A 14,271-nucleotide genomic window follows, 5' to 3' on the forward strand; every position below is an offset into this window, starting at 1 on the left:
CCAGGCCATGAAGCTCGTCGCTCAGTACCGCAATCGCCGTAACCACGTCCGCTCGCTCCGCGCCCTCTACGCACGCGCCAACGCTGTCTCCAGCCCGGCCATGCGCGACGAGCTGCTCGTTATCGCCCAGCGCTCGGATTTCTCGCGCTGATCAGCCTGACGGCATAGATCCATCCCAGCCCCCACAGGGCACCGAACACCCAGCCGGCCAGTACGTCCGTGGTCCAATGCGCACCCAGATAGATCCGAGAGAATCCGATCAGCAGGGCCGCGACCACCGGTAGGGCACGCAGTGCCGGCCGATGCAGCCACGGATCCGGCGATCGCATCATCACCGCGATCGCCACCGTGGCAAGCAACATCGACATCGTCGCGTGGCCCGACGGAAACGAATGGCTCGCGATATCCACCAGGCGCTCCGGTATCGGTGGGCGCTCCCTCGCGAACGCGAATTTGAGCGCATTCGTCAGACCCCAGCCGGTGAGCATCGAACCCGCGACGACAACGGCATCCGATCTGCGTCCTACGCGAAGCACCGCAACGACGACCACCGCGGACAACAGAAACATCGACACCGTGTTGCCCACTGTGGTGATGATCCAGAACATCGTCGTGACCCAGTCGACTCGATGCTGGACCATCCAATCCAGCACTGTGGCGTCAAAGCCCACGAGGTCGCTCCCAACTCTCCGCGCAGTGGACGGTTCCGTCTGCGGCAATCCATAACGGCACAGCGTGGTCACCATCGACGTCCCCGGTCAATCGGACCACCAGTTCCCGATGCACCACCACCCCTCCTGATGGCAGCGCCAATCCCATTACTGCACAGGACAATACCGCTCCGGGTTCGCGTTCCCAGGAGCTGACGCGTCCGACTCCGAGCACTTCTCCGCTAATTACCTCCGACGCCGGCCTGATGTCGAGAACGTCTGCCAGAGCGGCTGCGGTAGCCATGTCCGAGAGAACTGCAACCTCCCGAGGTACGACACTTGCCAGCCACGGCGTGTCGATCACCAACGCGTCCGACGCGTCGATGACCGCTCCGCCGAGAGTGCGGACTCGATCCGGTGGATCTATGTCGGCGATGTCGATGAGACCGTCGACAACCGCGGTTGCGATCAGCGTGTGGGTACGCGCGATCACCGCCGGGGTCGGACTCCGCCGCGGATCCGACAGAGCCTCCAGCAGTACACGAGCTGTCTCGACGCTCTCGCACTTCGGCGCAGCGAGCACCGCCTCCAACTCGTCGGCGCGCGGGTGATCCAGCGGATCGAGCAGGCCCGCGAATGTCTCGTCGGACGGCGCACGGAACGCACGCAGGGGCACCCTCTGCATTCGCGCATGACGCCTGAGCCACCACGCGGTGTAGCCGTCCCGATCGGTCAGAGCCGCACGGGTACTGGGATCGTCGAGCAGCACGGTCAAGGCCTCGTACCATCCGTCCGAACGAACGAGATCGAGATCTCGGACTGCGAGCAGCGTGTCCGGCTCCGCAGACAGGCCGGACCACCACGCCGGCTCGTCGTCGAGGTCGTGATCCGGCCCGGTCGGCAGCTCGTCGCGTACCACCGAGAAACCCCACCCGACGCCCACCGCACGCAGCGCCCGCTCACCGAACCTCGTCACCACCGCAGGCGCGAGTACGCCGAACGGTGAATCCTGCACCAGCAGGTCCGCCAAAGGCGCTCCGGGAAGCAACAATTCGTCGGCACTGCGCAGCTCGCCGTGCTCGTCTTCGAGTGGCAGGCCGCCGATCCAGCCAGGTAGTTCACCCGCCTCCGCGGCCAAGGCGAGAACGGCATTCACCAGGGTCTCGACGTCGTCGTGGCTGTCCCAGTCGAGATCGTCGAGTGCCGCCTCGAGGGCCGGGTCCGTCAGCAATTCGAATGCGGTTGCCGCGCGGGCACCGAGACGCGTCAGCAGCGGACTCACTGCACCCGGATGCACCAGACGCACCCACGTCACCGCTGCCGAGGCGTCGGAGCCGATCACCGTTGTTCGCGCACCGGTCACCGTGCGGCCGTCTGCCAGCGGAACAGGCAGGGCAGCAAGCTCTTCCGCAGCAACACCGTCGACGACGAGGGGCGTCAACGCGTCGTACAGCTGCTGCCACCACCGCGGCTCGCGATCCAGACCACCGAGCATCTCCGCCAGCCCGGCCAATCCGATCCGGTGCACCCCCACTGCCGAGAGCGCCGACGCGCGGCGCGCTCCCGACAGCGTCGCGTCGACCAGATCGGGTACGACGTCGATCAGCACCGAGGCGAGTTCCTCGGAGGCGTCCGCGACCACATTCGACCGCTCGGGCACGAGGTCGCGTCCGTGCGCACCGGGAAGCCATGGCGCACTGGATAATCGACGGAAGATCAGCTCTCGCAACTGCCCGTCGACCTCGCTTCGAGCGAATCCGACCTCGGGCACGAACGACACCCGCGACGACGCAGGCAGTGACGCTACGAAATCCGCGTACCCGCGTGCCACCGCATCGAACGAGACGCCCGGCAGCACGCGCCGCCGGTCCGGCTGCATCGGCACATCGGCAATCACCAACGCGGGCAACGACAACAGCTCGTCCGATCGGGTGGGAGCCCGCAGCACGTCGGGTGACGCAGGAACGGGTAGACCGTCGACAACCGGAGCCAGCCAGCGCGCGGCAGGAGTGGTGAACTGTCGCCATGTTCGCGATCCGATCGCGATGTCGGCACTCTGGGCGTCGAGTGTCGTTCTGACGCAGTCGATCACAACGCCTTCGATCTCGATCGAGTCCAGCGCTTCGAGTTCGAGAAGCAAGTCGACGGCCTCGTCCGAATATCCGGACGCGAAGGGCTCCGCGCCCGGGCCCGCTCGCGGCGTCAACACGATCTCGGTGTCGAACCCCGCAGCGGGCGGTTCCGCCACCGGCCACGCCAACCTCAGTACCGGCACGCCCGCCTCGGGCACGGCCATCCCTCGCTCGCGCAGCGCAGCCGAGGTGCGCCGCGCACTGAACAGCACACCGCCGCCCAGCGATCGCACCTCGATCTCGTCGGACACCGATCGCACCGCGGTGAAACCGACTCCGAATTGCCCAACGCCTCCATCTGCAGCAGTCTTGGCCGACGCTCTCAGGGCCGTCATTGCATGTACACCCGAAACATCCAGCGCAGCACCGGTATTGGCGATGTGAATGCACCCGGCATCATCGGTCCACACGGCCAACCGTCCCGAAACACCCGCCCGCGACGCCGCGTCCGCAGCGTTCTGCGCGAGCTCGGTCAAGAGCCGGTCGCGGTAGCCTCCGCGCACCAGATCGGACTCGGACGCCGAATCCTCGCGAAGCCGCGTGGGCGACGAGGCCCAGGCCGCGAGAATCGACTCGCGCAGCGACCCGGTATCGAACGGGTCGATCAGCTCGGAGATACCGAATCCTCTTCGTGCACAGTCTCATCGGCCGCCTCGGGTTCCGCAGACTCGCTCGATACCGGAGCCGTTTCACCGGCCGGTACCTCTGCTTCCTGAACTGCCTCCACCTGCACGGCCTCGGCCTCGGCCGACGTTTCGGTTCCCTCGGTCGGTCCGTCGGACCCGTCCACAATGTCGGTGGTCTCGCCCGCGGAAGCGGTCTCGCCCGCGGAAGCGGTCTCGCCCGGGGAAGCGGTCTTGTCCGATGCATTCGCCTCGACCGGAGTACTCGTCTCGGCCGGAGGTGTCGGTGCCGCGGTGACGTCGAGAGCCGCGTCGTCGTACGGCTCGAACTGCGGTGATCCTGCTCCGGTGGGCAGCTCGGTATCGGAATGCGCTCCGCAGCCGTACTCGGCGTGCACCACGTGCCCGTCGGCAGCGAATTCGTTGCCGCACACTCCGAATGCGGCAGACAACGATCCGGCGATGGGCAGGTAGAAGCCGCAGAGCCCGCACGTCGACGGCGCAGCCTTGGCCATCTCGGCATCAGGACCGAAATCGCCGTCGTGCCAGCGTTGGGCGGCGTCGAGACGTCCTTCGAGGCTGGTGACCTTCGTTCTACCGAGACCGATCTCGCCTGCCACCTCGTCGATGGCTGGGTCGCCCGAGCTGACGTAGCCCGGGACGAGCCGCGGATCGTCCTGTCGCGGGGACAGCAGATCGCCCGGTCCCAGGTCACCGGGACGGATGCGTTCGTCCCAGGGCACCCAGGACGGTGCCACCAGAGCGTCGGGGCCGGGCAGCAGAACCAGCTCACTGACCGTGGCGCGATCGGCGTCCTCCGGGGCCGCGACCACAACGGCCCACTGCCACCCTCGGTAGCCCTCTAGGTCGCTGGCGAACCGGTGAGTGGCCGCGCTGGCGTCCTCGACGGTGACTCCGAGATACTCGCCGACACCTCCCTCTCCCAGGTCGAGCAGAGCCTGCCGCGCGAGGTCCACGGCATCGGCCAAGACGGGGCGGATGGAATCGAGCTCTGGAGAAGATACGAAACTCACACATTCAGTTTGCCGCATCGACTCGGTGACGCCCAGTTCGGGCTGCCATCATGGATGCAATGACCGTCCGCGCTCGCACCTTCGCCGCCGTCCTGACCTCCGCACTGGCGGTCACCGCCTGCTCGTCGACATCGGATTCGACGACCGCGGCTCCGGCGACCTCCGACTCGGTGCCGACCCTGACTGCAGAGGTCGTGCGCGAATACGACCGCGGCGACGACGCGTTCACCCAGGGATTCGAGATCCACGGTGACGTGCTCTACGAGGGCACCGGGCTGGAAGGCTCGTCGTTCGTCAGGCGCACCTCACTCGAGAACATGACCGAGCTCGAGCGAGTCGATCTGCCGTCCGACCTGTTCGGCGAAGGGATCACCGTCGACGGGGACACGCTGTGGCAGATCACCTGGCAAGACGGAGTCGCCATCGCCCGCGACCGGGACACCCTGACCGAACAGCGTCGAGTGAACTACGACGGCGAAGGTTGGGGACTCTGTACACAGGGTCGAGGAACACCGGACGACCGCCTCGTCATGAGCGACGGCACATCCACCCTGACCTTTCGCGACCCCACCTCTTTCGACGCCGTCGACACGGTGGACGTCACGCTCGACGGCAATCCGGTGGAACGGCTCAACGAGCTCGAATGTGCCGAGGACGGCTCGATCTACGCCAATGTGTGGCAGACGTTCGACATCATGCGCATCGACCCCGAGACCGGGAAGGTGACAGCCGTCATCGACGGCACACCGCTGTGGAATTCGATGTCTGCCGCCGATCGAGGCGGAGCCGACGTCTTCAACGGCATCGCACAGATTCCGGGTACCGACCGATTCCTCGTGACCGGCAAATTCTGGCCCAAGATCTTCGAGGTGCGATTCACCGATACCGCGCCCGTAGGACAGAATTGACCCCGTGACCGATCCCCGTCTCCCCCACACCCCACCGGGTGCGGACGACCCCGAGCAGGACAGCATGTCCGCCGGTCACTCCGCAGGCTCCGCTCCTGATCACTCGGATCATCCGGGTCTGGCCAACTACCCGCCCGCACCTACTCACTCCGCCCACGTTCCGAGTCGCCGCGAGCCGTTGCCGCCTCTTCATCCGCCGCGCACCGAGAAGATCACCGCCCCGCGTGGTCGGACCGGTACTCGCAAGCCCCCGCCGATGCCGAAGAAACTGACCGTCACGCGCGTCGCCGCCATGCGCGGCCGCGAGCTCACCGGCAAGGGCATCGCAACGTTTCAGCGAGCCGCGAAGGCCGACGGTGCCGACAAATCCGGTCTGACGGCGCTGACCTACGCCAACATGGCGAACAACGCCTCCGACGCGGCGCTGGCGATCGCTCTGGCCAACACCCTCTTCTTCTCGGCGGCCACCGGTGAGGACAAGACCAAGGTGGCGCTGTACCTCGTCATCACCATTGCGCCGTTCGCGCTGATCGCCCCGTTGATCGGACCACTGCTGGACCGTCTGCAACACGGTCGACGCATCGCGCTGGCCACATCGTTCGGGTTGCGGACCGTGCTGGCGGTGGTGCTGGTGTTCAACTTCGACAGTTGGGTGCTGTACCCCGCCGCGCTCGGCATGCTCGTACTCAGCAAGTCCTTCGCGGTGCTCAAGAGCGCGGTGACGCCGAGAGTGTTGCCTCCGGAGATCGATCTCGTCCGCGTCAATTCTCGGCTCACGGTGTTCGGCCTGCTCGGCGGCACCATCGTTGCAGGTGCCGTCGCCGGCGGCATCGCGTTCTTCGCAGGTTCACCCGGCGCGCTGTGGTTCGTCGCCGGGATCACGGTGCTCGGCGGCTACCTCAGCATGCAGATCCCGTCCTGGGTCGAGATTACCGAGGGTGAAGTGCCGGCCACCCTGAGCTACCACGCCGACCAGCACAGCGGCAACGACTTCGCCGGAAGCAGCGCCCCGACCGAAAATCTGCGTCGCTCGCCGCCGAGCAGCACCAAGAACCGCAGACAGCCGTTGGGACGGGCCGTCATCGTGGGACTGTGGGGAAACGGCACCATCCGGATTCTCACCGGCTTCCTGACGCTCTACATCGCGTTCGTTGCCAAATCCCGCACCGAACACGAGCCGCTACAGCAGGCCGCGATGCTCGGACTCGTCGGGGCCGCAGCCGGTCTCGGCAACTTCGCAGGCAACGCGCTCGGTGCCCGGATCAAGCTCGGCCGGCCGTCCTTGGTCGTCCTGCGGTGCACCATCGCGGTGACGGTAGTGGCAGTCGTCGCTGCGATCACCGACAGCCTGCTCACCGCAGCCGTGGCAGCACTGGTGGCGTCCACTGCCAGCGCCCTTGCGAAGGTCTCACTGGACGCGTCGATACAGGGCGATCTGCCGCCTGAATCGATCGCGTCGGGATTCGGCCGCTCGGAAACCGTCATGCAGTTGTGCTGGGTTCTCGGCGGCACGCTCGGCGTGCTGCTACCCACCGAATACTGGCTCGGTTTCACCGTCGTGTCGGTGTTGCTTACGATCGGCCTCGTGCAGACCTTCCTCACCTACCGCGGCAGATCACTTCTGCCCGGCTTCGGCGGCAACCGCCCCGATCACGTCGAACAAGAAATGTCCGACGGCTCCTTCGGCGAAAACGTGACCAAGTGAATCTCGCTCCTCGCACCAAGAAGATCGCGGCGATCACCGTCGCCGGTCTCGTCGTCATCGCCGTCGCGTTCGTCGCGGTGCTCGCCCTGCTGATCGGGAGAGCACCGGAGAAGGAACCGACCGTCACCGCGTACGCCAACGGCCGCGCCGTCGTGGTGGAACCGTATCTGTACTGCGCTGTCAGCGACCCGCTGTGCACCAACGTCGGTGAGACCGCCGAGATTCAGGTCGGCAATGCCAGGACAGTGCAGCTCTCGCTGCCCGCCCCCATCTACTCCGCACCGTGGGTGCTCGCCGTGGTCTACGGCGACGACAGCGGTGACGTGGTGGAGAACACCGAGTTCAACGAGCCGGACACCAAGCTCAGCGTCACGGTTCCCACGAAGGACGACAGCAACCGGACGCTGCTCGGCATCGAGGTGCGCTTGCCCACCGGCATCATCGACACCGATACCAACCAGGAAGGGTTCGTCAGCCACGCCATCTGGTCGATCGGCACCCGCCCCTAGTTTCGGTGGGTATCAGCTGTCGAGTTCCCGGGCGACGGCCCGGACGACCTCGGAGATGCGCTGCGCGATCTTGCGATCGGGGTACTTGCCCTTACGGAGTTCGGGCTGCACTGTCGCCTCGAGCAGTGTGATCATGTCCTCGACCATTCCGTGCAGCTCGTCGGGTGTGTGTTTGCGCTCGACGGGCTCACGGCGGGTGCTGCCGGTGTTCTGCCGCACGGACGGTGCCGGCTCGAGCACCTTCAAGCTCAGCGCCTGTGGTCCGCGACGGCCTGCAGCCATGCCGAATTCGACACGCTGACCGGCTTTCAGGCCTTCGACGCCCTCCGGCAACGCCGACGAACGCACGTAGACGTCCTCGCCTTCCTCCTGAGAGAGGAATCCGAATCCCTTGTCGACGTCGTACCACTTCACCTTGCCGGTCGGCACTGAGCTCACCCGTTCATCTGTTGCTGTCGGTCGTTTGGTTGTTCACAGGCCCGATGTTCGGACCTGCGGTCTGCACAAGTTTCGCGCCCCACGAAAACGTAGGACGCGAATATGCCAGTCTAGCGCGGCGAGTCCCGATAGAGCATTCGAGTTCTTCGCACCCCACGCTTCGCACTACCGTGGTGCACGTGGACACACCGACCCGTAAGAGCAGCACCGTTCTGCTGCGCATCGCGCTCGCACTGTTCGCGATAGGCCTCGTCGCCATCGTCGCGATCCTGCTGTTTCCGATCTTCTCCGACGCCAAGCCCCCGCTGAGCCTGTATCTGACAGCCATGTTCTCGGCACCGGCCGGGTTCGTGCTGGCTTTGGTGTACGCGCTGGCATCCGGACGGCGGGCCCGGTAGCTCATGCGATTGATTCTGAACATCATCTGGCTGGTCTTCGGTGGGCTGTGGCTGGCCATCGGTTACTTCTTCGCCGGCCTGCTGCTGTGCATCCTGATCGTGACCATCCCGTTCGGCATCGCATCGTTCCGTATCGGTGTGTACGCACTGTGGCCGTTCGGGTCGACGATCGTCGACAAGCCAGGGTCCGGGTCCGGCGCGCTCGTCGGAAACGTGCTCTGGTTGATCCTCGCCGGCTGGTGGTTGGCGTTGACTCATGTGGTCACCGCCGTCGCAATGGCGATCACCATCATCGGCATTCCTCTCGCGATCGCGAACCTGAAGTTGATCCCCGTATCACTGATGCCCCTCGGCAAAGACATCGTTGCCGTTCGGTGACTTTCCGGACGCCTCCCGGGTGCTGTGACTTCCATCACATAACGCTTGGGTAACAGCCCGGCAACGGACCGGGGTTCACTGCGCGTCACGCCCGCTAGCTGGGCAGACGCGAGAGGCCCGTAAGAGGTACGAAATGTGCTCAACACGACGCCGCGAAATCGACAGTTACCAAATAGTGACGTAAGCCGGGAATTTCAGTACGGTCAGCAGCGGCCGGAAAGTTCGGCCGAACTCCGGTCCGCAGCGCCAAACCTCGTCCCGCGGATACCGGAACACCCTCGACGATCACCCAGGGGACGAGGACGGGGGACCCACGTCCTCCACGGACAACCGGGAAGTTGTCGCAACTCACGAAGTTGCACCGACTTCCCTTGGGGTGAAGCCCAATTGCCCATTCGAGAAGAATGAGCGAAAAGGCCGGGCTACCTCTCAGCCCGAACCCGACAGCTGACCTCGCAGGCGCGTGTGGAGAGGATTTCAACTCGTATGAGCGGACGTCATCGCAAGCCGAGCACCACTGGCAAGACCGTCGCCAAGGTAGCTGTCACCGGAGCCATCATGGGCACCGCGGGCATCGCCTTCACCGGCACCGCGAACGCGGCACCGGATTCCGACTGGGATCGCCTTGCACAGTGTGAAGCCGGCGGCAATTGGGGCATCAACACCGGCAACGGCTTCCAGGGCGGGTTGCAGTTCTCCCCCAGCACCTGGAACGCACACGGCGGCCAGCAGTACGCAGCCACGGCCAACCAGGCCAGCCGCGAACAGCAGATCGCAGTCGCAGAGAAGGTCCTCGACTCGCAGGGCTGGGGCGCATGGCCGTCCTGCTCCTCGAGCCTCGGCCTGAGCAGCGCGCCGTCCGAGCGCAGCGTTCCGGTCACCCCCAAGGCACCGGAAGTTCCCGCACTTCCCGACCTGTCGTCCATCCCGGCAGTCGACAACTCGGCCGAGGTCGTCAACGGCATCGTCACCGCCGTCCAGAACATCACCAACGATCCGGCTATCGCCTCGTTCGTCCAGAACGCAGCGCAGGGCATCCAGCTCGATCCGCAGGTCGTGAGCTTCTACCAGGCCAACAAGGCATTCCTGCCTCAGTAAGCGCCCGCGACGGTTCGCATCTCGTACGAAAAAAGCCCCCGACATCGTCGGGGGCTTTTTCGGTACTGCGTGGCGTTCGCTAGCGGTTGACCACGGTCACCGGGTGCGCGTAGGGCAGGTCTTCGACGGGCAGCGGGAACTCCGTGTCCTCGCCGAAGGGCGACAAGCCACCCGATCGAGCGGACGAGAGTTCGGTCACCGCGTGGTCACCGCGAGCGGTGTCCGGCCAGCCTGGATCGACATAGGGCTTCTTCGACTTGTTCACCATGCGCCTATTTTGACACCTGCACTGCGGCGAGCACCAGCCCAGGTCTCTAATCTGATAGGCGATGACCGACACGACTGTGCCTCGACACACCGACACGCCCCCCGATCTACCTCAGTGGATCGCAGCTCGCTCCGACGGCGAGCTGATCAAGGCCATGTCGCTGCGTCCGGATCTGACCGCGCCGCCGCCCGCCTCCCTGGCCGTACTCGCCGGACGGGCCGAGCAGCGACGGTCGATTCTGCACACCGCGGACACCCTCGACACACTCGCCTTGACCGTCCTCGAGATCCTCGCCGTCGAGGAGGCCTACGAACGGCCTGTCACTCGCACCACGCTCCTGTCCGTCGTGGCCAAACGCGCACCTGCCAAGAGCGTCGACAAGGCGCTGGCTCAGCTTCGCGAGCGGCTGCTGGTGTGGGGCGACGCGTCCGGCCTCCGGATCAGCGCAGCCGCCGCGGACGCCGTGCCGTGGCGTATCGGACGCGCACTCGATCCGGTCGACAATCTCACCGAGTCGCACATCACCGCAGCTCTCGCCGAACTGGGCGACGGGGAACGCAATCTGCTCGACACCCTCGCCAGATCGTCCCCGACCGGACGCACCCGAGACGCGGCACCGGGCACTCCGCCGGACCGGCCGGTCCAGAAGCTGCTCGCCGCCGGCCTGCTGATCTGGTTGGACGAGCAAACCGTCGAGCTACCCGTCCAGGTGGGGCAGATTCTGCGCGGCGAGCCGATGTCCGATCCGCGGTCGCTCGCCGAACCGAAGCTCACCACCAAGGCACAGTCGCTCACCGATGTCGATGCCGCTGCCGCAGGCGAGGCCCTCGAACTGGGTAGGCACTGCGTTCTGATCATCGAAGCCCTGTCCAGCTCGCCTGCCCCCGCTCTCAAGGCAGGCGGACTCGGCGTGCGCGAGCTCCGCAAGATCACCAAGGCAACCGGTCTCGACGACGACCGAGTCAGCGTCCTCGTCGAACTACTGGCGGCAGCGCATCTGATTTCCAGCGGAACACCGGACCCGGTTCCCGCGACCGACACCGGTGACGACTACTGGGCTCCCACACCCGCGGTCGACGCGTGGCTCACTGCTGCCCCGGCGGCCCGATGGCACACGCTCGCGTCCGCCTGGCTCGAGGTGCCGCGGGCACCGTGGGTCATCGGGATGCGCGACCCCAACGACAAGCCCATCGCCGCCCTGTCCGAGGAAGTCCGTTCTCCGGCAGCACCGCGGGATCGACGGATGATCCTGGAACTGCTCACCGAACTCGGCAGCGGGCACTCGGCCCAGCCCGCGGATCTCGCCCGAATCCTGGCGTGGCGTCGTCCCCGGTGGTCCGGACGCTTCGGCGTCACACCCGTCGGGCACGTCATCGCCGAAGCAACCGCATTGGGAATCGTCGCCCGCGGAGCGATGTCGACCCCGGGACGCTCGCTGCTGCACGACGGCAACGCCGAGGCCGATATGCGCGCGGCTCTGCCCGAACCCATCGACTACGTCCTGGTGCAGGCCGACCTCACGCTGGTGGCACCCGGTCCACTCGAGCCGGACCTGCACGATCGGATCGAATTGGTCGCCGATGTCGAATCCGCAGGCGCGGCGACGATGTACCGGATCAGCGACACGAGCCTGCGACGCGCCCTCGATGTGGGATTGAGCGCGTCCGAGCTGCACGCGTTGTTCGCAACCCACTCGCGCACACCGGTGCCGCAGGCGTTGACCTATCTGATCGACGACGTGGCGCGTCGACACGGTCGCCTGCGTGCCGGCGTCGCCGCGTCGTTCGTCCGATGCGAGGATCCGGCGTTGCTGGCGGAGGTGATGGCGTCCCCGGCGGCGGAATCGCTGGCCCTACGAGCCCTCGCCCCGACCGTCGCGATCTCGCAGGCTCCGCTTGCCGAGGTGCTCTCGGTGCTGGCCGGGGCCGGCTTCGCGCCTGCTGGTGAGGACTCGTCCGGAACCATCGTCGATCTGCGCGCCCGCGGGTCGCGGGTATCGGCACGGCGGCCACGCCAGACGTTCCGCACTCCGGCTGTCCCCACCGAGGAACAGCTGGGTTCGTTGGTGCGTGGGATGCGTGCGTCGGACCGGGCCGCGGGCAACGGCGGTGCGGTGGTGCGCGCCGACGGCTCTCGCGCCAGCAGCACGGCGACGATGACGCTGCTGCAGACCGCAGCCAAGGTCAAACGCAGTGTCAGCATCGGCTACGTCGATGCACAGGGGGTCGCGACCCACCGAATCGTCGATCCGATCAGCATCGGCGGCGGCCAACTCGACGCGTTCGATCCCGCCACGGGAGGGGTTCGGCGCTTCACCCTGCATCGCATCACCTCGGTCGCTCTGGTCGAGTAGTTCGACGCTCACGTGCACGCGCGCCCCTACCTGTGGACAATGGAGAAGTTGCGCTCTTTCGGGCGCAGCGGAAGTCTCTAGGAGGAACCGTGACCGACGGCCCGCTGATCGTTCAGTCCGACAAAACGCTGTTGCTCGAGATCGATCACGAACTCGCGGGTGCAGCGCGGGCGGCCATCGCACCGTTCGCGGAGCTCGAACGTGCCCCCGAGCACGTGCACACCTACCGCATCACCCCGCTGGCCCTGTGGAATGCGCGCGCTGCCGGCCACGACGCCGAGCAGGTGGTCGACGCGCTGGTGAACTTCTCGCGCTACGCGGTGCCGCAACCGCTGCTGGTCGACATCGTCGACACCATGGCTCGCTACGGCCGACTGCAGTTGGTCAAGAGCCCGATCCACGGCCTGGCCCTGATCAGTCTCGACCGCGCTGTGCTCACAGAAGTCATGCGCCACAAGAAGATTGCGCCGATGCTCGGTGCCATGGTGGACGAGGACACTGTCATCGTCCATCCCAGCGAACGCGGACACCTCAAACAGATGCTCCTCAAGATCGGTTGGCCTGCCGAGGACCTCGCCGGATACGTGGACGGCGAAGCTCACCCCATCGAACTCGACACCGAGGGCGGCAAGTGGACACTGCGCGACTACCAGGAGATGGCGGCGGATTCGTTCTGGGCCGGCGGCTCGGGCGTCGTCGTACTGCCGTGTGGCGCGGGCAAGACGATGGTCGGCGCAGCGGCGATGGCCAGAGCCAAGGCGACCACGCTGATTCTGGTCACCAACACCGTCGCCGGTCGGCAGTGGAAGCGTGAGCTGATCGCGCGCACCTCACTCACCGAGGAGGAGATCGGCGAGTATTCGGGAGAGCGCAAAGAGATTCGCCCTGTGACAATCGCCACGTACCAGGTGATCACGCGTCGTACCAAGGGTGAATACAAGCACCTGGAACTGTTCGATTCCCGCGACTGGGGTCTGGTGATCTACGACGAGGTCCACCTGCTCCCCGCCCCGGTGTTTCGCATGACGGCAGATCTGCAATCGCGTCGTCGACTCGGTCTGACGGCAACGCTCGTCCGCGAGGACGGCCGCGAGGGTGACGTCTTCTCGCTGATCGGGCCCAAGCGATACGACGCGCCGTGGAAGGACATCGAGGCGCAGGGGTGGATCGCACCGGCAGAGTGCATCGAGGTTCGCGTGACTCTCACCGATGCCGAACGTATGTCGTACGCCGTGGCCGAACCCGAGGAGCGCTACAAGCTGTGCTCGACGGCTCATACCAAGATCGCCGTCGTGAAGTCGATCCTCGCCAAACATCAGGACGCTCCGACGCTGGTGATCGGCGCCTACCTCGACCAGTTGAACGAGCTCGGTGAGGCTCTGAACGCTCCGGTCATTCAGGGTTCGACCAAGAACAAGGAACGTGAGGTGCTGTTCGACGCCTTCCGCAAGGGCGAGATTCAGACGCTCGTGGTGAGCAAGGTGGCGAACTTCTCGATCGACCTACCCGAAGCATCTGTCGCAGTGCAGGTTTCGGGCACCTTCGGATCCAGACAGGAGGAGGCACAGCGGCTGGGCCGACTGCTCCGACCCAAGCACGACGGCGGTCAGGCCCATTTCTACTCGGTGGTGTCGCGCGACACTCTCGACGCCGAGTACGCCGCACACCGTCAACGTTTCCTCGCCGAGCAGGGGTACGCGTACCGCATCACCGACGCGGACGACTTGCTCGGTCCGGCGATCTGAGGCTTCTGCCGGCATGGGCGGCGTGCTAGGAA

General features: G+C 66.0%; 14 protein-coding genes and 1 riboswitch. Of the genes, 9 read left to right on the forward strand and 5 right to left on the reverse strand.

Annotated features, from left to right (window positions below):
* The first annotated feature begins 7 nt into the window (after positions 1–7).
* Complete coding sequence (locus O4220_RS14590) at positions 8–151, forward strand: hypothetical protein (RefSeq protein ID WP_198289516.1); 144 nt, start codon at positions 8–10, stop codon at positions 149–151.
* Here O4220_RS14590 and O4220_RS14595 read toward each other — a convergent pair.
* The 3 genes from O4220_RS14595 to O4220_RS14605 are packed head-to-tail and all read right to left on the reverse strand — an operon-like array spanning position 120 to position 4,457.
* Complete coding sequence (locus O4220_RS14595) at positions 120–671, reverse strand: phosphatase PAP2 family protein (RefSeq protein WP_269605327.1); 552 nt, start codon at positions 669–671, stop codon at positions 120–122. The genes O4220_RS14590 and O4220_RS14595 overlap by 32 nt on opposite strands.
* On the reverse strand, positions 661–3,390 hold the full coding sequence (locus O4220_RS14600; RefSeq protein WP_420030396.1) for a sacsin N-terminal ATP-binding-like domain-containing protein: 2,730 nt from the start codon (positions 3,388–3,390) through the stop codon (positions 661–663). Before O4220_RS14600 ends, O4220_RS14595 begins: the two co-directional genes overlap by 11 nt.
* A complete protein-coding gene (locus tag O4220_RS14605) occupies positions 3,387–4,457 on the reverse strand; it encodes a DUF3027 domain-containing protein (RefSeq protein WP_420030391.1) in 1,071 nt (356 codons plus the stop codon). Before O4220_RS14605 ends, O4220_RS14600 begins: the two co-directional genes overlap by 4 nt.
* Before the next feature lie 41 nt (positions 4,458–4,498).
* On the opposite strand from O4220_RS14605, the gene O4220_RS14610 reads away from it, so the two are divergent.
* From O4220_RS14610 to O4220_RS14620, 3 genes are all read left to right on the forward strand, one after another.
* Positions 4,499–5,347 (forward strand): glutaminyl-peptide cyclotransferase, encoded by an 849-nt coding sequence (locus tag O4220_RS14610; protein WP_420030392.1) that lies wholly within the window; start codon positions 4,499–4,501, stop codon positions 5,345–5,347.
* Between the two features lie 64 nt (positions 5,348–5,411).
* Complete coding sequence (locus O4220_RS14615) at positions 5,412–7,052, forward strand: MFS transporter (protein ID WP_420030397.1); 1,641 nt, start codon at positions 5,412–5,414, stop codon at positions 7,050–7,052.
* On the forward strand, positions 7,049–7,561 hold the full coding sequence (locus O4220_RS14620) for a DUF2771 family protein (protein ID WP_269605337.1): 513 nt from the start codon (positions 7,049–7,051) through the stop codon (positions 7,559–7,561). Before O4220_RS14615 ends, O4220_RS14620 begins: the two co-directional genes overlap by 4 nt.
* 12 nt (positions 7,562–7,573) lie before the next feature.
* Here O4220_RS14620 and O4220_RS14625 read toward each other — a convergent pair whose 3' ends face one another.
* On the reverse strand, positions 7,574–7,990 hold the full coding sequence (locus tag O4220_RS14625) for a cold-shock protein (protein ID WP_008719325.1): 417 nt from the start codon (positions 7,988–7,990) through the stop codon (positions 7,574–7,576).
* A 188-nt stretch (positions 7,991–8,178) separates the two neighbouring features.
* Between O4220_RS14625 and O4220_RS14630 the strand changes: the two genes are divergently transcribed.
* The 3 genes from O4220_RS14630 (at position 8,179) to O4220_RS14640 (ending at position 9,873) form a co-directional block, all read left to right on the forward strand.
* Positions 8,179–8,397, forward strand: a complete 219-nt coding sequence (locus tag O4220_RS14630) for a hypothetical protein (protein WP_094618882.1) — start codon at positions 8,179–8,181, stop codon at positions 8,395–8,397.
* A 3-nt stretch (positions 8,398–8,400) separates the two neighbouring features.
* Complete coding sequence (locus tag O4220_RS14635; protein ID WP_032377424.1) at positions 8,401–8,775, forward strand: YccF domain-containing protein; 375 nt, start codon at positions 8,401–8,403, stop codon at positions 8,773–8,775.
* Between the two features lie 269 nt (positions 8,776–9,044).
* Positions 9,045–9,253, forward strand: a riboswitch (cyclic di-AMP (ydaO/yuaA leader).
* Positions 9,254–9,261: 8 nt separating this feature from the next.
* Entirely contained in the window at positions 9,262–9,873 is a 612-nt protein-coding gene (locus O4220_RS14640; protein ID WP_269605344.1) for a transglycosylase family protein, read from the forward strand.
* Positions 9,874–9,952: 79 nt separating this feature from the next.
* On the opposite strand, the gene O4220_RS14645 is transcribed toward O4220_RS14640, so the two are convergent.
* Positions 9,953–10,141, reverse strand: coding sequence for a hypothetical protein (locus O4220_RS14645; RefSeq protein ID WP_032395857.1), 189 nt, complete (start codon positions 10,139–10,141; stop codon positions 9,953–9,955).
* Positions 10,142–10,202: 61 nt separating this feature from the next.
* Here O4220_RS14645 and O4220_RS14650 point away from each other — a divergent pair, with 61 nt between their 5' ends.
* On the forward strand, positions 10,203–12,494 hold the full coding sequence (locus O4220_RS14650; RefSeq protein ID WP_269605346.1) for a helicase-associated domain-containing protein: 2,292 nt from the start codon (positions 10,203–10,205) through the stop codon (positions 12,492–12,494).
* An 89-nt stretch (positions 12,495–12,583) separates the two neighbouring features.
* Complete coding sequence (locus tag O4220_RS14655; protein WP_032378320.1) at positions 12,584–14,239, forward strand: DNA repair helicase XPB; 1,656 nt, start codon at positions 12,584–12,586, stop codon at positions 14,237–14,239.
* Positions 14,240–14,271: the final 32 nt, after the last annotated feature.

The organism is Rhodococcus ruber (assembly GCF_027270735.1).
Taxonomy (GTDB): domain Bacteria; phylum Actinomycetota; class Actinomycetes; order Mycobacteriales; family Mycobacteriaceae; genus Rhodococcoides; species Rhodococcoides rubrum_A.

Coding starts and splice junctions, on each gene's coding strand:
- O4220_RS14615 (WP_420030397.1), top strand. CDS start 5,412: ATGTCCGCCGGTCACTCCGCAGGCTCCGCTCCTGATCACTCGGATCAT.
- O4220_RS14645 (WP_032395857.1), bottom strand. CDS start 10,141: ATGGTGAACAAGTCGAAGAAGCCCTATGTCGATCCAGGCTGGCCGGAC.
- O4220_RS14590 (WP_198289516.1), top strand. CDS start 8: ATGAAGCTCGTCGCTCAGTACCGCAATCGCCGTAACCACGTCCGCTCG.
- O4220_RS14650 (WP_269605346.1), top strand. CDS start 10,203: ATGACCGACACGACTGTGCCTCGACACACCGACACGCCCCCCGATCTA.
- O4220_RS14640 (WP_269605344.1), top strand. CDS start 9,262: ATGAGCGGACGTCATCGCAAGCCGAGCACCACTGGCAAGACCGTCGCC.
- O4220_RS14635 (WP_032377424.1), top strand. CDS start 8,401: ATGCGATTGATTCTGAACATCATCTGGCTGGTCTTCGGTGGGCTGTGG.
- O4220_RS14605 (WP_420030391.1), bottom strand. CDS start 4,457: ATGCGGCAAACTGAATGTGTGAGTTTCGTATCTTCTCCAGAGCTCGAT.
- O4220_RS14610 (WP_420030392.1), top strand. CDS start 4,499: ATGACCGTCCGCGCTCGCACCTTCGCCGCCGTCCTGACCTCCGCACTG.